Origin of the sequence: Comamonas aquatica (genome assembly GCF_018064205.1) — a bacterium.
GTDB classification, from domain to species: Bacteria; Pseudomonadota; Gammaproteobacteria; order Burkholderiales; family Burkholderiaceae_C; genus Comamonas; species Comamonas aquatica.
Map to the genome: position 1 here is coordinate 1,351,474 of NZ_CP072916.1, position 23,280 is coordinate 1,374,753.

Annotated in this window: 11 protein-coding genes; all 11 read left to right on the forward strand. The window is 56.3% G+C overall.

The window, feature by feature from the left end; genetic code table 11:
• The first annotated feature begins 94 nt into the window (after window positions 1-94).
• Window positions 95-7,666: a type I polyketide synthase gene (locus tag KAQ61_RS06380; protein ID WP_244982999.1), complete on the forward strand. Its 7,572-nt coding sequence runs from the start codon at window positions 95-97 to the stop codon at window positions 7,664-7,666.
• Entirely contained in the window at window positions 7,663-8,985 is a 1,323-nt protein-coding gene (locus tag KAQ61_RS06385; protein WP_210930829.1) for an aminotransferase class I/II-fold pyridoxal phosphate-dependent enzyme, read from the forward strand. The genes KAQ61_RS06380 and KAQ61_RS06385 overlap by 4 nt, the downstream gene beginning before the upstream one ends.
• On the forward strand, window positions 8,982-10,406 hold the full coding sequence (locus KAQ61_RS06390) for a mannose-1-phosphate guanylyltransferase/mannose-6-phosphate isomerase (protein ID WP_210930830.1): 1,425 nt from the start codon (window positions 8,982-8,984) through the stop codon (window positions 10,404-10,406). Before KAQ61_RS06385 ends, KAQ61_RS06390 begins: the two co-directional genes overlap by 4 nt.
• Window positions 10,407-10,547: 141 nt before the next feature.
• A complete protein-coding gene (locus tag KAQ61_RS06395) occupies window positions 10,548-11,696 on the forward strand; it encodes a KpsE/RkpR family capsule polysaccharide export protein (RefSeq protein WP_420839408.1) in 1,149 nt (382 codons plus the stop codon).
• Window positions 11,697-11,707: 11 nt separating this feature from the next.
• Window positions 11,708-12,514 carry an ABC transporter permease gene (locus KAQ61_RS06400; RefSeq protein ID WP_276514456.1) on the forward strand — a complete coding sequence of 269 codons (807 nt, stop codon included), beginning with the start codon at window positions 11,708-11,710 and terminating at the stop codon, window positions 12,512-12,514.
• On the forward strand, window positions 12,511-13,167 hold the full coding sequence (locus KAQ61_RS06405; RefSeq protein ID WP_210930832.1) for an ABC transporter ATP-binding protein: 657 nt from the start codon (window positions 12,511-12,513) through the stop codon (window positions 13,165-13,167). Before KAQ61_RS06400 ends, KAQ61_RS06405 begins: the two co-directional genes overlap by 4 nt.
• A gap of 113 nt (window positions 13,168-13,280) precedes the next feature.
• Window positions 13,281-14,549 (forward strand): glycosyltransferase family 4 protein, encoded by a 1,269-nt coding sequence (locus KAQ61_RS06410; RefSeq protein WP_210930833.1) that lies wholly within the window; start codon window positions 13,281-13,283, stop codon window positions 14,547-14,549.
• Window positions 14,546-17,275: an FkbM family methyltransferase gene (locus tag KAQ61_RS06415; protein WP_210930834.1), complete on the forward strand. Its 2,730-nt coding sequence runs from the start codon at window positions 14,546-14,548 to the stop codon at window positions 17,273-17,275. The genes KAQ61_RS06410 and KAQ61_RS06415 overlap by 4 nt, the downstream gene beginning before the upstream one ends.
• On the forward strand, window positions 17,275-20,625 hold the full coding sequence (locus tag KAQ61_RS06420) for a glycosyltransferase family 4 protein (protein ID WP_210930835.1): 3,351 nt from the start codon (window positions 17,275-17,277) through the stop codon (window positions 20,623-20,625). Before KAQ61_RS06415 ends, KAQ61_RS06420 begins: the two co-directional genes overlap by 1 nt.
• 29 nt (window positions 20,626-20,654) lie before the next feature.
• Window positions 20,655-21,704, forward strand: a complete 1,050-nt coding sequence (gene gmd, locus KAQ61_RS06425) for a GDP-mannose 4,6-dehydratase (protein ID WP_244983000.1) — start codon at window positions 20,655-20,657, stop codon at window positions 21,702-21,704.
• Window positions 21,705-21,724: 20 nt separating this feature from the next.
• Window positions 21,725-23,233 (forward strand): phosphomannomutase, encoded by a 1,509-nt coding sequence (locus KAQ61_RS06430; protein ID WP_244983001.1) that lies wholly within the window; start codon window positions 21,725-21,727, stop codon window positions 23,231-23,233.
• Window positions 23,234-23,280: the final 47 nt, after the last annotated feature.

Genomic DNA, 23,280 nt, shown 5'->3' on the forward strand with positions numbered 1-23,280 from the left:
ACTCAAACCTACATTCAATGTGCAGAAACTCGTCGTTGTAATTAGCAACCTATGAGTGTTTGGGGCATAAATGCGGGCGATACAAGAACATAAATTGATTAAATCCGAATCTCATTCCATCGCAATAATTGGGCTCGCCTTTCGTTTTCCTGGGGATCTTTGTGCTGAGGATTCGTTCTGGGATGCGCTGAAACAAAAGCGCGATCTGGTTACTCAGATTCCAGAAGATCGTTGGTCTACAAGTGAACTCAAGCACCTTAAGCGTTCTGAACCTGGGCGGAGTATTACTTTTTCCGCTGGTGTGCTTTCGCGCATAGATGAGTTTGATGCAGGTTTCTTTGGGATTTCTCCACGTGAGGCCGCGTGGCTAGATCCTCAACAGCGTCTTTTACTTGAGCTTTCTTGGGAGGCGATGGAGAACGCCGGTGTAGTGCCATCGACGATGGCTGGTTCCGACTGTGCTGTATATGTCGGCATCTCAAGTCTGGATTATGGGGTGCGCAGCTTGGACGATATGGCCAGCATGAGTGCGCACTCGATGACCGGCAATACGTTGAGCATTGCTGCTAACCGTCTTTCTTATGTCTTTGATCTCCGCGGCCCTTCACTGGCGGTGGACACTGCATGTTCGTCGTCTCTGGTCGCTTTGCACCATGCCTGTAATAGCCTGCGTGCAGGGGAAGCATCGATGGCCATGGTTGGCGGGGTGAACCTGCTGCTGCATCCTTATCCCTTCGTCGGTTTCACAAAGGCGTCCATGCTGTCTGCTGATGGGCGCTGTAAACCATTTGACGAGGCTGGTAACGGTTATGTGCGTTCTGAAGGCAGCGCGGTACTTTTGCTTAAGCCGCTAGAGCACGCGTTGCGAGATGGTGACAATGTTCACGCAGTGATTTTGGCCAGTGGTGTGAACGCCGATGGTGCGCGCAAGACGGGTATCACGATTCCTAGTAGCGATGGTCAGGCTGAACTCATGGCCGAGGTGCTGGGGCGCAGTGGCCTCAAGCCAGAGGATGTGGATTTCATTGAAGCTCATGGCACGGGCACGGCAGTGGGAGATCCCATAGAAACGGCGGCGATCGGACGTGTCTATGGGCAGAAACGAAACAAGCCGCTGCCCATAAGCTCGGTCAAAGCCAATCTGGGGCATTTGGAATCTGCCTCGGGCATGGCAGGTTTGGTCAAGGCGATGTTGGCTCTGAAGCATCGGGCTTTGCCACCAGCGCTCCATTTGCACAAACACAACCCTCGTATCGACTTTGCCGGCCTCAACTTGCAAACCGTTGGCGAGTACATGCCCATAGAAAAGCAGGGCAGCAAGCCGTTGGTGGCAGGCGTCAACTCCTTTGGTTTTGGCGGGGCGAATGCGCACGTATTGCTGCAGGAGTACCAGCCGACATGTGAGGGGCAGGAGGCGGCGCTTGTGCCTGCGCCATCGACAGGCCTTATGCCTTTGCTGTTGTCAGCGCGCACAGATGAAGCTTTGCGCGCCATGGCGCAGCGCTATGCTGATCTGCTCCAAGACCGTTCCAGGCAAGAGCTTCAAGCGATTGCTCATGCTGCGGCGCTTGGTCGCGAACTCATGGAAAAACGTCTGGCGCTTTACCCAGCTGACGCTCAGTCGGCGTCGGGCATGTTACGCCGCTATGCCCAAGATGGCTCGTGTGCTGGTGTTTATGCCGAAGAGGCCATGACTCAGTCCGGTGACGTGGCCTTTGTATATGCCGGCAATGGAGCGCAGTGGCTGGGCATGGGCCAGCGGTTGCTGTCCGAATCGCCACAGTTCGCTGCGATCTTGGCGGAATTGGATGCCGCAATGCGGCCGCTGGCGGGCTTTTCGCTGATCGAGGAACTCCAGGCAGAGGAGATGGCGTCCCGTTTCCATGACACCAGCGTTGCCCAACCGCTGCTGTTCGCCATCCAGGTGGCGATCACACGCATTTTGGCCCAGGCTGGGGTGAAGCCCAGTGTCACGACAGGGCATAGCGTTGGAGAGATCGCTGCAGCATGGGCGGCGGGAGCCTTGACCTTGGATCAATCCATTGAAGTCATCTGTGCACGCAGCAAGGCGCAGGCGTTGACACGTGGCACTGGACGTATGGCCGCCGCTGGTATGACAGACCAGGCTGCAAGAGACCTTATCGCGGATCTGGGGCTGGATGTCGAAGTGGCCGGGCTCAACAGCCCCGCAAGCATTACGCTCTCAGGCAGTCTGGACGATCTGCAACGCCTGCAGCGTGTAGTGGAGCCCAATGGCACATTCTTCCGCCTATTGGATCTCGACTATGCGTTTCACAGTCGACAGATGGATCCTATTGAGCAGCAGCTACGACAGTGGCTGCAAGGTCTGCAGTCCACTGCGGCGCAGGCGGCAACCTTTGTGTCCACGGTGACAGGCGATGTGCTGGCTGGCGATGAGTTGAATGCCAGTTATTGGTGGCGCAATGTGCGCGAGCCGGTTCGCTTTCAGCAGGCCGTGGACAAGGCCGCCGAACTGGGATGCCGGATCTTCGTGGAAATAGGCCCCCACGCCATCTTGCAGCGCTATATCTCGGATACCCTGACCTCCGCCAAACTCAAGGGCAGAGTGCTGCCTACACTGCGCCGAGGCGATGATGGCCTGCAGCGACTGGAAGAAGCTGCGTTGCGCACCTTGTTGCAGGGAGATGCTGCGTCGCTTATCGATCTGTTCGGCCCAACCTTCCAGCACATTGCTTTGCCCACCTATCCGTGGCAGCGGCAAAAGCACTGGCATCCCCGTTCCAGCGAGGCTGCGTTGACCTTCGATCATCGAAGGGTGCATCCTTTACTAGGGTGGCGTCTCCAAAGCACCCATCCAGAGTGGGAAAACACGCTGGATATGCAAACGCAACCTTGGCTGGCCGATCATCAGATCAGCGGCGCCATCGTCTACCCTGGTGCCGCCTATGCCGAAATGGCCTTGGCTGCAGCGCGTGAATGGTTGCAAGTGCCGCGCTGCGCGGTGGAGCAGCTCGACATCATCGCCCCCATGGTGTTCGACGGCGAGCACAGCCGAACACTACGGTTGACGCTGAATCCGCGCGATGGCAGTTTCCAGATCTGCAGCCGCCAGCGATTGAGCGCCGATGATTGGACGCTGCATGCGACAGGGCGTGTCCTTGAAGCTGCGGGCCAGGTGCCCGTTCCCAGAATCCCTGCGGTTGATGCTGCATCGCGCAGCACGCTGGATCAGGCGGCGCACTACCGGCTGACAACATCGCTGGGTTTGAACTACGGGCCAGCCTTCCAGGGGTTACAGCAGGCATGGGTTGCAAATGCGCACCTGGAAGCTTGCATTACGCAGCCGCCATCGCTGAGCCCGTCGGATTACCTGTTGCACCCGGCCTTGCTGGATGTCTGTTTCCAAACCTTGGTGGATTTCTTCGCCCAACGTATTGAAGCAGGTCAGGGGATCGCCCTGCTGCCGGTGAAGATGGGCTATATCGAGATCTGTGCGAACGGAAAAGTGACTCGTTTGCGTGCACAGTTGTTGCGCAACAGTCATCGTTCCGTACTGGCGGACTTCGAGTTGCTAGATGCCGATGAACAGCTGGTGGCGGTCGTCCGTGGCTGCCGTTTTCGCGCCGCCCATCTCAAGCGCCACGTACAGGAGAAGATCGCCCAATGGAGCATCACTCCTTGCTTGCGACCGCATCCACTCGATGCTGTGCAGGCTCCGCTGTTGCCATCCGCTGCACTGCTGCAGCATGCCAAGGATGCGCTGGCTGCGCATGCCGCTCAGCGGCAAGGGTGGTTCAAGCAAACACTTCCGTTGATCGAAGCCCTGGTTCTTTCGTTTGGCTATGAAGCCTGTGAGCAATTGCGTCGGTTGCGTGGACAGGATTGGGCGCAACTTTTTGAAACGCCTTATGGACGCTGGCTGGCTGGCCTCATGCGCAGGGAGGCACTGCTTGTGCCCAGCATCGAAGGCGATCTGGATTTAGCTGAAGCGCCTGGTCTGCCAGCTGCGGCCGAACTTTGGCGCGCCATACTCCAGGACAACCCGGAATGCCTGCCGCAACTGTCGATGCTTGGCCGTGTCGGCCGCCAGTTGGTCGGTTTGCTTGATCGAACGGTGGATGCATCCTCCTTGGTCAGCGAACTGCACCATTCCCCGATTGCCGAAGCCATACACCATGCGGATCCCTCCTATGCGGGCGTGCGCATGGCGCTTGAAGCCATGCTGGTTCGGGCTGCCAGCGACTGGCCGGCTTCTCGCCGACTGCGTGTGCTGGAAATATCTGCCGGTCCCAGCGATCTGCCCCATGTCCTGCTAAATGCATTGCCTCAGGATCGGTTTGACTACGTGCTGGCTGTGGCAGACCCTGTTTTGCAGGCCCGCCAAGGGTCAGAGTTCCAGGCGCATGCCAACATCGCTGTGACGGGGTTCGATCCGCTCGCTCTGAATGTTGTGTTGCCGACGCAATCTCCTCAGAGCTTTGATGTGCTGGTATTGCGACATAGCCTGCACCGCAGCATTGACCCTCAGGCAGCTCTGGCACGGCTGCGAACACTTTTGACCATCGACGGTACTCTCTGGCTGGCCGAGCGCCATGCCGACTGGAGCATAGACTTTGTTGAAGGTTTAGATCCGCAGTGGTGGCATGAAGGTCAAGATGCCGAGCCGCAATCCGCGCTGCAGACACCGCAGACTTGGCAGCATTTGCTGCAGGGCGCAGGCTTTGACGACGTTACGCTTTTCCTTGAACCACAAGCCCAGGGATTGTCTGCAGGAGCCTATCTGCTGTTGGGTCGCAGTCCCGCTTCATCAAAGCTGGAGTCGCCACCCGAGGCAACTCAGGCTTTCGGGAGTTGGCTGCTACTGGTTGACGCTGCCAGCCAAACCTGTGCTCAGCAGTTGGGCGCACGCCTGAGTGAACGGGGTCAGCAGGTATGCATTGCCGAACACCCCGATGCGGCGCAACTGAGGAGCGCGAGCCATGTCGTGAGCCTGGTCGGCTGGCAGGATGGTGCCGATGCTGCGGCGCAGACGCTGGGGCTGCTGCTGGGTGATATTCAGACACTGGCTCGCCAGCAGGCGGGGCAGATGCCTCAGTTGTGGATGATCACCCGTGGCGGTGCATTGGCCTGCCCATTGCCAGAGGACGTGCTTCCCAATCCTGCTCAGGGTGCGCTGTGGGGGTTTGGGCGTGTCGTCATGAACGAGGTGCCGCAACTGCGCTGCACGCTGATTGAGCTGGCATGCGATTTAAACCATCCAGCATCGTTGTTGCGGTTGGAAAACGAGCTGCTGCACCCCGATGGTGCCAGCGAGATCGTGTTGGGCAGTACGGCACGCTACTGCCTGACCATGCATGCCTCGCAAGCCATCGTGACTGCGCCGGCGTCTGCCGTTTCTGCGCCGTCCGCACCGCAAGTGCGTCTGGATTTTCATGTGCCGGGGCAATTGCGCAATCTGGTCTGGCTGCCACAGGCCGAACGCGCGCTGCGGGATGATGAGGTCGAGGTGCGAACGCAGGCCACGGGTCTGAATTTCCGTGATGTCATGTACCTCATGGGTTTGCTGCCAGACGAGGCCGTCGAAAACGGCTTTGCCGGTGCCAGCCTGGGGCTGGAGTTCTCTGGCGTGGTTAGCCGCGTGGGTAGCCAAGTGCGCGATCTGCAGGTGGGTGATGCCGTCATGGGCTTTGGCGCCTCCTGTTTCGCCAGCCATGTGGTTACACCGGCTCATGCGGTGGCCCCTATGCCTGCGCACTGGTCTTTCGAGGCCGCAGCCACCGTACCTACGGTCTTTCTCACGGTCTACTACGCATTCAAGCAGCTGGCCGATCTACAACCTGGTGAGCGCGTTCTGATCCATGGCGCAGCAGGTGGGGTGGGCATCGCAGCCATCCAGCTTGCACGCCACTTGGGGGCGCAGATCTATGCCACAGCCGGTAGTGACGAAAAGCGTGACTTTGTTCATCTGCTCGGTGCAGACCATGTCTTCGACTCGCGCAGCCTGTCATTTGCCGAAGATGTGATGACAGCCACCGGCGGCCAAGGCGTGGATGTAGTGCTGAATTCACTGGCCGGCGAGGCCATGCGCCGCAGCCTGGATGTGCTCAAACCTTTTGGGCGCTTTTTGGAGTTGGGTAAACGCGACTTCTTTGAGAACACGCCGGTGGGGTTGCGCCCGTTCCGCAACAACATCAGCTATTTCGGCATCGATGCAGACCAATTGATGAATGGCCGCCCGCAACTTGCGGCACGTTTGTTCAAAGAAGTCATGGCCTTGTTCCACGAACAGATACTGGCGCCGCTGCCGTTGCGCCGCTTCAGCGCGGATCATGTGGTGGATGCCTTCAGGTTCATGCAACAGGCACGTCACATCGGAAAGATCGTGCTGTCCCTTGATATCCTGCCGCAGGTCAGCGCGGCCGATGGCGCCCGCTCTACACCCGCATTGTTCAATGATGACGATTGCTGGCTCGTCACCGGAGGCTTATCAGGCTTTGGCCTTGAATCCGCACGCTGGTTGGCGGGGCAGGGGGTTCGCAACCTGGTATTGGTAGGCCGTCGCGGCACACAGACACCGGGCTCACAAGATGCCGTGAATACGCTGACTGCACAGGGCGTTCGCGTGTTTGCTACGGCCTGTGATGTGGCTGATGCAGCGGCACTGGCCGCCCTGATGCAATCCCTGCCCGAAGATCTACCTGCGTTGACCGGTGTGCTGCATGCTGCGGCGACCTTCGACGACCGCCTCTTGCTCAATTTGGATACCCAAAGCATGAGCAGCGTGCTGACGGCTAAATTGCAAGGCGCTTGGAATTTGCACCTGGCCACGGCAACCATGCCCTTGAAGCATTTTGTGCTGTATTCATCCATCACCACGGCCATCGGCAATCCAGGTCAGGGCAATTACGTGGCTGCCAATGCGGGCTTGGAGGCGCTTGCCGCATTGCGCCAGCGCACGGGTCTGCCGGCGACTTGCATGGCTTGGGGCCCCATTGGGGATGCGGGCTATCTGGAGCGCAACCAGGCTGTCAAAGATGGTTTGGCGCAGAGACTGGGCAAACCCCCGGTGGGTGCGGCCGATGCCCTGACCGAGCTGGGTCAGGCATTGCGCTCAGATCAAGCCATCGTCATGCCCGCTGACTTCGACTGGAATGTGTTGGCACGCTTGCTACCCTCCTCGACAGGCAGTCGTTTTGCCATGCTCAATCGTCTGCGCGAGGAGTCGTCCTCCGGCGCCGATGCCACAGACATCGGTGCGCTGCTGGCCGGCAAAACGCCGCAAGAGGCAGCGGCCATCATCAGCGACATGGTGACGCAGGAGGTCGCTCAGGTGCTGTGCATACCGGCGGCAGGCATCAAGCCCCAGGCATCGCTGCACGATCTGGGAATGGACTCGCTGATGGCGGTTGAACTTGCCTTGGGGCTGGAACAGCGCTTTGGTATCCAGCTGCCGGTCATGATGTTGAATGACGCCCCCTCCGTGAGCAACGTCACTGCGCGCATTGTCGAGAAATTAGTGGGTGGGGATTCCGAAAGCGAACCACCAACGCAGCAAGAAAGCCAGCTTGCCCTTGTCACCGCTGCACTCCAGCAACACGGCGAAGGTCTGACGACCGAACAACTCCAAACGCTGGCACAGGATGCGCAACGGCTCGCACAACAGGGAACGGCACTCATCCCATGAACAAGACCCCACTAGCCCAGCAGGCCAAAACACAGCTGATCGATCGCATCCTCGGCCGCAAGGCCAGCGCATCTCAGCAGCCGGTAGCGGGGGCAAGACTCGCGCCACGCTCTTCGGTCGATCCCGCTTTGACCCGCTTTGACCGCCATCCCGGCTACGAAAAAATGCTGGTTCCGAAAGCGGTGGCCGATCGTCTGGGGCTGGATAACCCATTCTTTCGCATCCACGAGGGCATGGCAGGTGCCACCAGCCATATTGGCGGGCGCGAGTTCATCAACTTCTCCAGCTACAACTACCTGGGCCTCTCAGGCCACCCCGAGGTTAACCAGGCAGCCAAGGATGCGATTGACCATTACGGCACCTCCGCATCGGCCAGCCGCCTGGTCGCTGGCGAGCGCCCCATACAACGAGAACTGGAACAAGCCTTGGCTGCGGTTTATGGCGTTGAAGACAGTATCGTCTTTGTCAGCGGCCATGCCACCAATGTCAGCACCATTGGCTACCTGTTCGGACCCAAGGATTTGGTGCTGCACGACAGCTTGATCCACAACAGTGTGCTGCAGGGCATTGAATTGTCCGGCGCGGCAAGGCGGCCGTTTGCGCACAACGACCTCACGGCGCTGGACCAGATACTGGCCGAGAGCCGCGGACGCTTTGAGCGAGTACTCATCGTGGTTGAAGGCCACTACAGCATGGATGGCGACATCCCAGATCTGCCGGCACTGATTGACATCAAACGCAGACACCAGGCATTTCTGATGGTGGACGAGGCCCACTCGCTCGGCGTGTTAGGGGAAGGCGGTAAGGGCCTGCACGAGCACTATGGCGTGGACGGCCGCGAGGTGGACATCTGGATGGGCACGCTCTCCAAAACCCTGGCAGGCTGCGGCGGCTACATCGCTGGAGAGCGCGCGCTGGTGGAACACCTCAAGTACGCAGCCCCTGGCTTTGTCTACAGCGTGGGCATTGCACCCGCTCTGGCTGCGGCATCGCTGGCAGCGCTTCGCGTCATGCAAAAAGAGCCAGAGCGTGTGCAGAAATTGCAACACAACACCCGTTTTTTCCTGCAACAGGCGCGAGCTGCTGGCCTGGATATTGGTATGTCACAAGGTCACTCCATCATTCCGCTGATGACCGGCAGCTCCATCAAGGCCGCAAAACTTTCCAGCCAGCTCTTTGAGCATGGCATCAACGTCCAACCCATTCTTCATCCAGCTGTCGAAGAGAAAGCCGCCAGATTGCGCTTCTTTCTCAGTAGCGAGCACAGCCAGGCGCAAATAGAATTCAGTATTCAAACCATCCAAGAATTGACTTCATGACTGCTCTAACTCTGATTCCAGTTGTATTGTGTGGTGGCTCAGGCTCTCGCCTGTGGCCTGTGTCGCGTGAAGCACATCCCAAGCCATTCATTCGGCTCGGTGATGGGCAAAGTCTGCTGCAAAAAGCTTTCCGGCGTGGTGCTCAACTACCAGGGGTCGCAGAGATTCTGACGGTCACCAACCGCGAACTGTTGTTCAAAACAAAAGATGAATATCGCGAAGTGAACTCCATGGGGTTGGCAACATCGTTCATCCTCGAACCCTTTGGCAGGAACACCGCAGCAGCCATTGCAGCAGCGGCGCTGCATGTGTCAAAGACGCATGGTGAAGAAGCCATCATGCTGGTGCTGGCCGCAGATCATCTGATCGCAGACCAGCAGGCTTTTTCCTCAGCGGTTTCCCAGGCGACTGTGCTGGCGCGTCAACAGAAATTAGTCACATTTGGCATTCAGCCGGATACACCTGAAACAGGTTACGGTTACCTTGAAGTCGAAGGTCACGACGTATTGCGCTTTGTTGAAAAACCTTCACAGGAGAAGGCGCGTGAATACATGGACTCTGGCCGCTTCTTGTGGAACTCCGGCATGTTCTGCTTTCAAGCAGGCGCCATGCTGCAGGCCTTGGCGGCGCATTGTCCCGAAATTCTCTCCAAGACTCAGAAATGCGTTGAGCAGTCCCGTCAAGTTCAAGGTGAAGGCGTCATTGAGCAGGAGCTGGATGCAGCGACATTTGCCGAGGTCCCGGATGACTCTATCGACTACGCAGTCATGGAGCGATCTGCCCAAGTCGCCGTGGTGCCTTGCTCCATTGGTTGGAGCGATATCGGCTCTTGGGGCGCACTTGGCGATCTCATCATGCCCGATACGGACGGGAATCGCATTAAAGGGGAGGCAGTCTTGCATGATGTTTCCAACTGCTTCATCCAGAGCAACCAGCGCATGATTGGTGCGGTCGGCATCGACAACCTGGTGATTGTCGATACTCCCGATGCTTTATTGGTTGCAGACAGAGATCGCGCACAGGATGTCAAAGTCCTTTACAAAGAGCTCAAGGCACAAGGTCACGACACTTATAAACATCATCTGACCGTGCACCGTCCGTGGGGCACCTATACGGTTCTCGAAGAAGATCCGCAATATAAAATCAAGCGCATCGAAGTGAAACCAGGTGCGTCTTTGTCGTTGCAGATGCATCACCATCGCAGCGAGCACTGGATTGTTGTGAGCGGCATGGCCAGGGTGGTCAATGGTGATCGTGAACTCTTTGTCAGAACCAACGAATCCACATATATCCCTGCGGGCCACCAGCATCGGCTGGAAAACCCTGGATTACTGGACTTGGTCATGATCGAAGTGCAAAGCGGCCAATACCTTGGCGAAGACGACATCGTGCGTTTTGAAGATGTTTATGGACGCGTCTAAACGTCTTGAGTAATTTTCAGTCAGTTGCACAAGGCCTGGCTGCAATGCATGGGTCTTGCTTGCCACATGCCTGCAGCATCATTGAAAACACAGTAATTTGCCGCCTCGATTGGGGCGCGCAATGAGGAATATCTTTTGGAAATGCCAACATCCCCAGCCTCAAATGGGGCACCCAATGCCATGGGGAAGTCCTTGAAGCACCGCTTTTCCCGCATCAACCGACTTTTTCTGCTGACGGTCGCCGTGCCCACCGTTGTTGCAACCGTCTATTTCGGCCTGATGGCATCGGATGTCTATATCTCGGAAAGCCGCATCGTGGTGCGCAGTCCGGAAAAGCAGGTGGCTACCGGTCTCGGCGCCCTGCTCAAAGGAGCGGGATTTTCTCGTGCCCAGGACGACAGCTACACCGTGCGCGACTATGTACTTTCCCGTGACGCACTCAAGGAAATCGACGGTGCACTGGCCGTGGGCAAGGCATTCTCAAGTACCACGGTTGACCGAGTGAGCCGCTTTGGTGGCTTGGACTTCGACACCAGCTTCGAGGCGCTGCATCGCTACTTTCAGAAAAAAGTCGATGTCCAGCAAGATTCAGCCTCCTCCATCACCACGCTCACAGTGCGCGCCTATACCGCGCAGGATGCGCAAAATATCAACCAGAAATTGCTGGAGCTCAGCGAAGGCTTGGTCAACCGCCTCAACGAACGTGGCCGCCAGGATCTGATCCGCTCCGCGGCGGCTGAAGTTGCCGATGCTGAAAAGAAGTCCAAAGCAGCGGCGCTGGCGCTTTCTGCTTACCGCAATGCCAAAGGCGTGGTTGATCCGGAAAGACAGGCTACGGTGCAATTGCAGCAAGTGGCGAAGCTCCAGGACGAGCTGATCACCACCAAGACCCAGCTGGCTCAGCTGAGAACCTTCACACCGGAAAACCCGCAAATTCCGGCCTTGGAAAAACGTGCCAGTACCTTGCAGGCCGAAATGGAAGTCGAAACGACCAAAGTGGCTGGCGGTGAACGCTCGTTAGCCAACAAAGCTGCAGAATTCCAGCGCTTGGCATTGGAGCGCGAGTTTGCCGATAAGCAACTGGCCAGCGCGCTGGCATCGCTGGAGCAGGCGCGCAACGAAGCACAGCGCAAACAGGTCTATATCGAGCGCATCGCCCAGCCCAGCCTGCCCGATATCGCGCTGGAGCCACGGCGTCTGCGCAGCATTCTTGCAACCTTTGTGCTGGGCCTGGTGGCATGGGGTGTTTTGAGCATGCTGCTGGCTGGCGTGCGTGAGCATCAGGATTGAAGGAGCAGACGTTGGCAGACTCTCCACGTCCTTCACACTCTTCCTTGGCTGCCTCCTGGGCCATCCAGCGCCGGGTCATTGGCGCCCTGTTGATGCGCGAAGTACTCACCCGTTTTGGGCGGCATAACATCGGTTTTTTGTGGCTTTTTGTAGAGCCGATGCTATTTACGTTGGGGGTGACAACGTTGTGGACTCTAGCCGACATGGCTCATGGCTCTAGCCTTCCGATTGTGGCCTTTGCTCTGACTGGCTATTCGAGCGTATTGCTATGGCGAAATATGCCCAGCCGGTGCATTGGCGCCGTTGGTCCTAACCTGGCGCTGATGTACCACCGTCACGTGAAAGTAGTGGATATCTTTGCTGCACGCCTACTGCTGGAAGTTGCAGGCGCTACGATTTCTTTCGTGATACTCGGCTTACTTTTCTGTGCCATTGGCTGGCTCAAACCGCCGGAAGATGTTGGAAAAGTGTTGCTTGCCTGGTTCATGCTTGCCTGGTTTGGTTTTGCATTGGCAACACTTATGGGGGCATTGAGCGAACAATCCGAAATCGTGGACAAACTGTGGCACCCCGCCTCATATCTGCTGTTCCCGCTGTCGGGCGCAGCCTTCATGGTGGACATATTGCCCAAAACCGCGCAAGACCTGGTGCTTCTGTTGCCCATGGTGCATGGCGTTGAGTTGCTGCGCGAAGGCTATTTCGGTTCCTCCTTCAAAGCGCACTATGACATCGGGTACATGGCGGTATTCTGCGCGGTGCTGACACTGCTGGGTCTTGCAAAACTCCGTCAAATCAGCCGTACGGTGATGCCAGAATGATTCATATCGAGCATGTCACTAAGCGCTATGCCACGCGCCACGGCGAGGTCACAGTGCTGGACGATGTCAACCTGACTATTCGCCCCGGCGAAAAGGTCGGCATTCTGGGGCGTAACGGCGCTGGCAAGTCCACCATCATCCGGCTGATCAGCGGTGCGGAACGACCGAGCTCTGGCCTGATCCGGCGTGAAATGAGTGTGTCATGGCCGCTGGCATTTGGTGGTGCCTTTCAGGGCTCGCTCACCGGGCTGGACAATCTACGCTTTATCTGCCGGGTATATGGCAAAAGCACCGAGGACAGAATTGCCTACGTGCAGGAGTTTTCAGAGCTCGGCCGCTACTTGCGCGAACCTGTCAAAACCTATTCCGCAGGCATGCGCGCCCGCCTGGCTTTTGCCATCAGCATGGTGGTGGAGTTTGACTGCTTCTTGATCGACGAAATCGTGGCTGTGGGCGATAGCCGTTTTCATGAGAAATGCCGCGTTGAGTTGTTTGAAAAGCGCAAAGACCGGGCCATGATCATCGTCTCTCACGACCCAGGTTATGTGCGTGAGCACTGTGACCGTGCGGCCGTATTGGTCAAAGGCAAACTCACCCCGTTTGATCACGTGGATGATGCATTCGCGTTTTATCAAACCCACGCCGCAGAATGAAAGCGCTTGCTTGGCAGATGCCCGCCTGGGCACTTACGCTTATGCCCGTGCGACACGCCCGGCAATGCCTGAATGAGCGTGCTTCAACAGCGGCCACGGCAACGACGGCGGCAATGGCAACAGCACACACGCCGGCACGGCAGCTGTTGGTCGATGTGTCCGTCATTCACCAAAGCGATGCCCGCACGGGTATTCAGCGCGTGGTGCGAGCATTGCTGCTGCAGCTATTGATGGCACCGCCAGCGGGCTACCGCGTATGCCCCATTTTTGCCACGAGCCAGCACGGCTACCGCTATGCCTGCCCCCACTTTCTTGACGAATCATTTCAAGATACGGGTACTGCGGTATCGCACATGCAGTTGGATGTACAAGTGCAGTCCGGTGATCTGTTCTTGGGCCTGGACCTTGCAGCCCATCTGCTGCCCCGCCACCAGGCCCAGGTACTGCGCTGGAAAAGGCGCGGCGTCAAAGTCCATGTGGTGGTGTACGACCTGCTACCGCTGCTGCGCCCTGAATGGTTTAAGCCCAAAACCGTCCGCAATTTCAAACGGTGGATCAAGTGGCTAGCCGTCTATGCCGATAGCGCTATCTGTATTTCCGAGACTGTCAAGCTGGAACTGTATGGCTGGCTGAACACCCACTTTGGGATGCTGCCCACCACTTTGCCCGCCAGCACTATCGTATTGGGTGCAGATATTGAGGCCAGCGCACCCAGCGGCGGTCTTCCAGCACAGGCTTCATCCGTGTTGGCACGACTGCGCAGCACTACAGCTATTTTGATGGTGGGAACGCTGGAGCCGCGCAAGGGCTACGACCAAGCACTGGCTGCTTTTGAGCAGCTTTGGCAGCAGGGGGAGGATGCACCTCTCTTGGTCATCGTCGGCCGCCCTGGCTGGAAAACCCAGGCACTGCAAGAAAAACTGCGCTGCCATCCACAGGCAGGCCAGCGGCTTTTCTGGCTTGAAGACGTCAGCGATGAATACCTGGCACAGCTCTATGGCGCATGCAGCGGCGTTTTGGTGGCGTCCAGAGGGGAAGGGTTTGGTCTGCCTTTTGTTGAAGCTGTGCAGCGTGGCAAGCCAGTGCTCGCACGCGAGATTGCAGTGTTTCAAGAACTCAAGCTTGCAGGTATTACCTACTTCCATGGCGAATCGGCAAACGACCTTGCAAATGCGATTGGCAATTGGCTAAAGCCTGCATGGGGGGAAACTGTTTTGCCGCCACAAAGCCACGCAAGTTCATTTTTTCCAACGTGGCAGCTTTCCGCTACCCAGCTTCTGCATGCCTTGGGCTTGCAACAGCAAGTACCAGTGCCCCATCACATCGCTGCCGCCTTCAAGGCAGGCATCTCCACTTCCTGCCCTATGAAATCGGCCGCATGAATATCACTTCGTACGCACAAAATTTTGAAGACGTCATGCTTTGGCGAGCACTGGGCCATATTGAGCGAGGCTTGTATATTGATGTAGGTGCCCAGGACCCGGTCATCGACTCTGTCAGTCTTGCATTCCATGAGCACGGCTGGCAAGGCATTCATGTGGAGCCCACACCACACTATGCAGCACTTCTCAGGCAGAAGCGACCCGGTGACACTGTCATCCAGGCTGCAGTTGGATCAGACTCAGCCGTACTGCATTTTTTTGAAATACCGGATACCGGCATTTCAACGGCAGACGCTGCCATAGCCGCGCAGCATCGCGCACGTGGCTTTGATGTGCACGAAACCAATGTGCCTTGCATTCCTCTCTCTGCCGTTTTTCAACTATGTGCAGAGCAAGAAATACACTGGCTCAAGATAGACGTAGAAGGCTTTGAGCAACAAGTGCTGTCAAGTTGGGGCACATCAACGGCACGGCCTTGGATTGTGGTGGTGGAAAGCACGCTACCGCTCACACAGATCGACACCCACCAAAGCTGGGAATTCATACTGGTTGGCTACGGCTATACCTCAGTTTATTTTGACGGCCTGAATCGGTATTACGTTTCAGAGGCACATGCAGAATTGAAAGCCGCTTTCGCTGCGCCCCCCAATGTGTTTGACGGCTTTGCCCTCAATGGCACCGCCAGCGCCCCCTTTCATCAGCTCATTGCAGCACGTTGCCAGGAAAAGATCAGCGAGGCTGAAAAGCAACTCGCTGCACTGGTACTCAGTCACAGCGAGCAAGAACGTACGATGCAAGAGCATCAAGCCGAGCAGGAGCAGGCGCTGCAGCAAAAACTACAGGCGCTGCAAGCTCAGCTGGATCGCCTGCAGCAAGAACGTGCGGCCAGTGAAAAGCTGCTGCACGCACAAAACAGCCAGTCGCGCCAGGAGCTGGAAAGGCTTTTGCGCCAACTCGTGCAGCGCGAGCAGGAAGTGGCCGCGCAATTGCTCCAAGCGCAGCAACAGGCCGAGCGCGAAAAAACAGAGCTGGCCCATAGGCACACAGAGCATGCCACTGCACTGCAGCAGCAGTATGCCGAGCGGGAGCAGTCGCTACAGCAAAAACTACAGGCGCTGCAAACGCAGCTGGATCGCCTGCAGCAAGAACGTGCGGCCAGTGAAACGCTGCTGCATGAACAAAACAGCCAGTCGCGCCAGGAGCTGGAAAGGCTTTTGCGCCAACTCGTGCAGCGCGAGCAGGAAGTGGCCGCGCAATTGCTCCAAGCGCAGCAACAGGCCGAGCGCGAAAAAACAGAGCTGGCCCACAGGCACGCAGAACATGCCACGGCGCTGCAGCAGCAGTGCGCTGAGCGGGAGCAGGTGTTGCAGCAAAAACTACAGGCGCTGCAAGCTCAGCTGGATCGCCTGCAGCAAGAACGTGCGGCCAGTGAAACGCTGCTGCACGCACAAAACAGCCAGTCGCGCCAGGAGCTGGAAAGTGTTTTGCGCCAGCTACACAGCCTGGAGCGGGAGTGGGCACAGAACGAAAAGGCACTTAGCCACGAAATCGCTGCCTTGCAGCGCGACGTTCAAGCCCTTCATCACGCCAGGCAATTGCTTGCGCAGCAGCATGACGCAGAACTCAAAACCAAGCTGGGCGAGCACCAGCGCGTGCTGGCCGCTTGTGCGGCTTTGGAGTCTGAGCTCAAAGCCCAGGTATTGCTTGAGCAACAAGCCAGCCTGCAACTGCGCCAGTCGTTGGCAGAGGTGCAACACCAATTGGGCATGGTGCATACATCCTTTAGCTGGCGCCTGACTGCGCCACTGCGCATGCTGGCCGCGTTCATCGCACCTGAGCGGGCTTCTGCTGCGGTATCTCCCTGTACAGATGATCCCAACACACCCGCTCAGAAGGCGGGGGCAATTCAGCAACCTATTAATTTGCCAATTACTTCCTGTCTTGAACCTGAAATCGCTTCTGCCACGGCTGCCGCGCATCTGAGACCCTCAGACTTCGAAATGCTCCCGGATACCCCGGCCAAGCCAGTGGTTGCTGCCTCATCGATCAATGCCCTAAGCATGACAACTGAATCCTCTTTCATACCATCTTCTGCGCCAGTGAATATGTCGCTTACTCCAGCCTTAGTCGCAGCTGCCACGCTCGACGAATTATTGGCACAACATGATCAATCTTTCATTCAATGTGCCTACCTGACGCTGTTAGGCCGTGAGCCTGACCCTGAAGGTCTGAACTATTACCTCAGCCGTCTGCGTACGGGTTATTCAAAAATACAAATTCTTGCGCAATTGAGCTTGTCAAATGAAGGCAAAGCCTACGCACCCAAATTTTCGGGACTGGATGTCGCGATTGCACGTTATCAAAAATCTAAATCTCCCTTGCTTGGCTGGCTATACAGATGGATCAATGGTCTGGAAGGCAATCACCCCAATGAACGCAAATTGCGCAGTATTGAAAACCAGCTATTTGCATTCAGCCATGAGAGTAAGTGCCGCTTTAATCAGCTGGAAACGGCTATTGCCAGCTTGCATCATCTGGTAGCGCAAGAAGCCCAAGTAATCACCGCCGAAGTAACTGGCGAAGACTTAATAGCGTCGGGGAAATCAAAAACTATATCCGTTCAGCCGCCGGAGCCAGAAGGGCTTAAGCAGCTCTCGTCACGTGCAAAAGATATTTATTTTCAACTGAAAAAAGCGGCAGCAATGCATGCCGGGGAGGTAGCGTAATGCGTATTGTGATTGACCTGCAAGGAGCTCAAGGGGACAGTCGCACCCGTGGTATTGGTCGCTATAGCCTTTCAATCGCGCAAGCGATGGTACGCAATCGTGGTAGCCATGAGGTCATCATTGCGCTAAACGGTCTTTTCACAGAGACCATTGAGCCTATTCGCGCCGCTTTTGATGGACTACTGCCGCAGGAAAATATCCGTGTCTGGCATGCCGAGGGGCCTGTCCACCCCCTCGATCCTTCAAACACTTGGCGCAGGCATACGGCTGAGTTGATGCGCGAAGCCTTTTTGGCGAGTTTGCAGCCAGACATCGTGCATATTACGAGTTTGTTTGAAGGGTTTGGTGATGATGCAATCCATAGTATTGGATTGCATCTCGCAAGAATACCGACGGCTGTCACGTTGTATGACTTGATCCCGTTGATGCAAAGTGATTACTACCTCAAGCCAAATCCAAAATACGAAGCGTTTTACAGGGAAAAGCTGGCTTATTTGAAGCAAGCCGATCTATATCTTGCCATTTCTGACTCGTCAAAGCAGGAGGCCGTAGATCACCTTGATGCTACGACCGAGCAAGTGGTGAATATTTCAGCGGCGGCTGACGCTCATTTCAAACCTATCCATGTTTCCGAGGCCGAAAAACATGCCCTTCAAACGCGTTTTGGATTGGACCGACCTTTTTTGATGTACTCGGGTGCTACTGATGAGCGCAAAAATCACTTGCGGCTAATCAAGGCATTCTCCATTTTGCCGTCCTTCTTAAGGGAAAACTACCAACTCGCCATAGTCGGCGGTTTACCGAGTGAGCATCGAGAGAAATTTGAAGCATATGCAAAGCTATGTGGACTAAAACCAAACGATGTCGTTATTACAGGGCGTGTCACTGATGAAGAAATGGTGCAGTTCTACAACTTGTGCGCCTTATTCGTTTTTCCTTCATGGCATGAAGGTTTTGGTCTACCTGCACTGGAGGCGATGTCCTGCGGTGCGCCCGTTATCGGATCCAACACATCCAGCCTGCCCGAGGTTATTGGACGCTCAGACGCCTTGTTCGACCCGTTCGACGAAAAATCGATTAGCCAAAAAATGGCGGACGTTTTGCTTAATGATGTTTTGCGAAAAGATCTGGCACAGCACGCTCTAGAACAAGCCAAAATTTTTTCGTGGGACGATAGTGCAAAAAGAGCTATCGCAGCTTTTGAACGTTGGTATGCCAAGCAATACCATGAGAACATCGCCGTTAGAAACGGTCAATTTAGCACGACTTCAGCATCATGGTTGATTGAGAAAATTGCGAAGCTCAGCAAGCCACCGAAAAATGATCTTGATTGGCTTCAGACCGCACAGGCTATCGCGCAAAACCGCCTTCAAACAGCTGGAAAACAATTGCTGGTCGATATCTCCGAGCTAGTGCATCGCGATGCCAAAAGCGGTATTCAGCGTGTGGTCCGAAGTGTTCTGGCAGAGCTGCTCGCTAATCCACCGCAAGGCTTCAGGGTTGAACCGGTTTATGCTACTCCGCATGAACCGGGTTATCGCTATGCAAGGCTGTTCAAACAGAGGTTTTTGAGTCAGCCGGAACAATTAGTTGAGGATGTGCCATTAGAGGCATTTAGTGGTGATATTTTCCTTGGACTAGATTTACAACATCATACTGTCTTGCAACAGACGGCCTTTTATGCACACTTGAAGCGTATTGGCGTACAAGTTCACTTTGTCTTGTACGACCTGTTGCCTGTTTTGCTTCCGAAGTTCTTTCCGGAGGGAACGCCCTCCATACATGCTCAATGGTTGAGTGCACTGGCGCAAACTGATGGCGTTTTGTGCATCACCCGCGCTGTGGCGAATGAAATGGCGGAGTGGCTTGGTGTATTTGGACCTGATCGTTTGCGCCCGTTCAAGTTGGGTTGGTTCCACTTAGGAGCGGATGTGGCTGGCTCGGTTCCTACACTAGGTTTGCCCGCTGATGCGGATCACGTGCTGAGCACTCTAGACAGTCGTCCCACATTTTTAATGGTTGGCACGATTGAGCCGCGCAAAGGGCAAATGCAAACGCTGGCTGCATTTAGTCATTTGTGGGATCAAGGTGTCGACGTCAACTTGGTGATGGTGGGCAAGCACGGATGGAATGTGGACTTATTGGTTGAAATGCTCCATATTCATTCGGAACGCAATAAACGGTTGTTCTGGCTGGAGGCAATTACCGATGAATACCTCGAAAAAGTCTATGCCGCTTCTTCCTGTTTGATCGCTGCGTCTGAGGGTGAAGGGTTTGGTTTGCCGCTCATTGAAGCTGCACAGCATCAATTGCCAATTATTGCCCGTGATATTCCAGTATTTCGTGAAGTGGCGGGAGAACATGCTTTTTATTTCTCTGGCCTTAGCCCTGATGCACTTGCTGACAGCGTGCAAGCATGGTTGGCGCTGGACAAGTCTGGACAAGCTCCACAATCGAGCTCTATGCCTTGGCTGACCTGGAAGCAAAGCACGCAAAACCTGTTGAATGTAATACTGGGTGGTCAGTGGTACAAGCAATGGATGCCCGATGATGTGCGCCGTTTTTGGGGAGGAGATGCTCGATTGGGCACACAGGTAGGCAAGCGCAGTGGACAAGATATCGAGACCACAAGTAAAGCAGGATATCTGATATTCGGCCCTTATATTCCTTTGGATGCAGGTCGATATCAGGTATTGATTCGCGGTGCAGTTGGTGCACGCGGTCTTGCCGGCGCGCACATGGATGTTGCCGTCAATAAAGGTAGATATATCCTAGGCGAATCTGTTTTGAGTGTGCCAGATGAACAAGGCAACTTTGTCACATTGCTTATTAATCTGGATACGCCATGCACTGATTTGGAGGTTCGGGTCTGGGTCAGCGGTGATAGCGATTTAAAGGTCTCTATGATCGAGATTGCGCCTTGGCATAGTGGGCAGCAAGAGATTCTGACTAATTCCGAGTACGCTACAGACAGTGGCACTGCCGAGCAGCCAGTGAAATTGGTAGAGATGCAGGAGCAAGCCGAGACACAAGCTTCTAGCGCTCCATCACACAGGCAAGAAAATAACGAGGCTACCCTGCTCGCAACAGAGGGGGCACATGCTGCTGGGCAGCCGATCGTTAACGATAATTCAGTGCCAGTTCTGGCAGATAAAACTATCAATTCAGAAGAAATCGCAGTGATTGACGCCAATGAAAATCTGTTACCTGATCTACAACTGTCACAAGCGGGCTTGATTGGGATATCTGAATCAAAAATGCTGGAAATACACACTGATAAATCAAAAAAATCGCAATCCACATCTTCTGTACGACATACCAACAAAGCACGACGCAAGAAAAAGCGTTAATGCTTCTAATTTTCATTTAATCAACTAGCATGGAGAAATTAGCTTTGAAAACAGCAATCATCACAGGTATTACCGGCCAGGACGGCGCTTATCTCGCCGAATTGTTATTGGACAAGGGCTACAAGGTTTACGGCACTTACCGTCGCACCAGCTCTGTCAATTTCTGGCGTATAGAAGAATTGGGTATTGAGCAAAATCCTAACCTGCACTTGGTTGAATATGACCTGACCGACCTGTCGGCCAGCATTCGCCTGCTGCAAACCACCGGTGCCACCGAGGTTTACAACCTGGCCGCGCAGAGTTTTGTAGGCGTGTCGTTTGAGCAGCCGCTCACCACTGCCGAGATTACCGGTATTGGCCCGGTTAACCTGCTCGAAGCGATTCGCATCGTTAACCCCAATGTGCGGTTTTACCAGGCCAGCACGTCCGAAATGTTTGGTAAGGTACAGGCCATTCCGCAGATTGAAAGCACGCCTTTCTACCCACGCAGTCCCTATGGCGCGGCCAAGCTCTACGCGCACTGGATGACGGTGAATTACCGTGAAAGCTACGGCATCTTCGGCAGCAGCGGTATTTTGTTCAACCACGAAAGCCCGCTGCGCGGCCGTGAGTTTGTGACCCGTAAGATTACTGATAGCGTTGCCAAGATCAAGCTGGGTCAGCTTGATTGCATGGAGCTCGGCAACCTGGACGCAAAGCGTGACTGGGGCTTTGCCAAGGAATATGTGGAGGGCATGTGGCGCATGCTGCAGGCCGATGAGCCCGACACCTTTGTACTGGCCACTAACCGCACTGAGACGGTGCGCGACTTTGTGCAGATGGCCTTCAAGGGCGCGGGCATTGAGGTGGAATTCAAGGGCCAGGCCGAGGGCGAAACCGCCGTGGACACCGCCACCGGCAAGACCGTGATGCGCATCAACCCCAAGTTCTACCGCCCGGCGGAGGTGGAGCTGCTGATTGGCAACCCTGAGCGCGCCAAGGCCAAGCTGGGCTGGGCGCCCGCCACCACGCTGGAGCAGCTGTGCCAGATGATGGTGGAGGCCGATATTCGCCGCAACCAGGCCGGTTTCTCTTTCTAATGGATGCCTTCGCACCACCCATGATGCCCATGGCGCAACTTCCGCTTGTCAATATCAGCGATCTCATGACCCAGAGCGGTGTCGCGTTCGGCACCAGTGGTGCGCGCGGCCCCGTGGCGGCCATGACGGATGCCGTGTGCTTTGCCTACACGGCAGCTTTTTTGCAGCATATGGCCAGCGTGGGCGAGTTTGCCCCGGGCACGCAGGTCGCCTTGGCGGGTGACCTGCGGCCCAGCACACCGCGCATTCTGGCGGCGTGTGCAGCGGCCATTCAGGCCCAGGGCGGGGTGCCGCTTTTCTGCGGCTATGTGCCGTCTCCGGCGTTGGCGCTGCATGCGTTTTCGCTGAAGATCCCGTCGCTCATGGTCACGGGCAGCCATATTCCCGACGACCGCAACGGCATCAAGTTCAACCGCGTGGCGGGTGAAGTGTTGAAGCCCGACGAAGCGGGCATGAAGGCCCAGCAGGTAGCATTGCCGGCGGGAATGTTCGACGCCTCGGGCGCGCTGCTGAACCCCCAGGCGCTGCCGCCGGTGGTGGATGTGAGCGGCGCATATGTGCAGCGGTATGTGCGATTTTTCGGCGCTGCTGCCTTGACTAGACTGCGCGTGGGCGTGTACCAGCATTCGGCCGTGGGGCGTGACTTGCTGGTGACGCTGCTGCAGGCGCTGGGCGCTGAAGTCCTGGTGCTTGGCCGCTCAGCCGCTTTCATTCCTGTGGACACGGAGGCCGTGCGTCCTGAAGACGTGGTGCTGGCGCGCCAATGGGCTGCCGAGTACGGGCTGGACGCCATCCTTTCAACCGACGGTGATTCCGACAGGCCGCTGCTGGCTGATGAACGCGGCGAGTGGCTGCGCGGCGATGTGTTGGGTATTTTGTGTGCCCACTACTTGGGTGCCCAATGCGTGGCCACGCCGGTGAGCAGCAATACCGCGCTGGAAAAATCTGGCTGGTTCGCTCAGACAGCGCGCACGCGCATTGGCTCTCCCTATGTCATCGAGGCCATGCAGGCTGCGCTGGATCAGGGACAGCAAGGGGTGTGCGGCTACGAGGCCAACGGAGGCTTTCTGCTGATGAGTCCCTTGCATGTCGATGGCCGGGAACTGGCCTCTTTGCCCACGCGTGATGCGGTGCTGCCCATGCTGGCGGTGCTGGCCAGGGCGCGCACCCTGGGTTGCACGGTTTCAGCGTTGCTGGGAGCTTTGCCAGCCCGGTTCACCTGCAGCGATCGCATTCAGAATTTCCCCACCGTGCTGAGTCAGGCGCGCTTGGCATCTATGCAGACGGGCAGCTCGGCCGAGCAGCGGCAAGCATTTGAAAATATGTTTGGCGTGGTGTCGGGCACGGTGCGTCATCTTGACGCCACCGATGGCTTGCGCGCCACCTTTGCCAACGAAGAGGTGATTCATCTGCGCCCCTCGGGCAACGCGCCAGAGCTTCGTTGCTACACCGAGGCGCTGTCGGCGCAGCGCGCGGCTCAGATCAACGTGGCAGCGCTCGGCGTTTTGGCCACCTGGCAAGACGCATGATGGCACTGGTTCCCAAAGGCCGGGTTCACCACACGCATGAAACACAC

Bases quoted from the DNA above. Each gene is read 5' to 3' on its own strand.
- KAQ61_RS06385 (WP_210930829.1), top strand. From the start codon at position 7,663: ATGAACAAGACCCCACTAGCCCAGCAGGCCAAAACACAGCTGATCGAT.
- KAQ61_RS06390 (WP_210930830.1), top strand. From the start codon at position 8,982: ATGACTGCTCTAACTCTGATTCCAGTTGTATTGTGTGGTGGCTCAGGC.
- KAQ61_RS06395 (WP_420839408.1), top strand. From the start codon at position 10,548: ATGCCAACATCCCCAGCCTCAAATGGGGCACCCAATGCCATGGGGAAG.
- KAQ61_RS06405 (WP_210930832.1), top strand. From the start codon at position 12,511: ATGATTCATATCGAGCATGTCACTAAGCGCTATGCCACGCGCCACGGC.
- KAQ61_RS06410 (WP_210930833.1), top strand. From the start codon at position 13,281: ATGGCAACAGCACACACGCCGGCACGGCAGCTGTTGGTCGATGTGTCC.
- KAQ61_RS06415 (WP_210930834.1), top strand. From the start codon at position 14,546: ATGAATATCACTTCGTACGCACAAAATTTTGAAGACGTCATGCTTTGG.
- KAQ61_RS06420 (WP_210930835.1), top strand. From the start codon at position 17,275: ATGCGTATTGTGATTGACCTGCAAGGAGCTCAAGGGGACAGTCGCACC.
- gmd (WP_244983000.1), top strand. From the start codon at position 20,655: ATGGAGAAATTAGCTTTGAAAACAGCAATCATCACAGGTATTACCGGC.
- KAQ61_RS06430 (WP_244983001.1), top strand. From the start codon at position 21,725: ATGATGCCCATGGCGCAACTTCCGCTTGTCAATATCAGCGATCTCATG.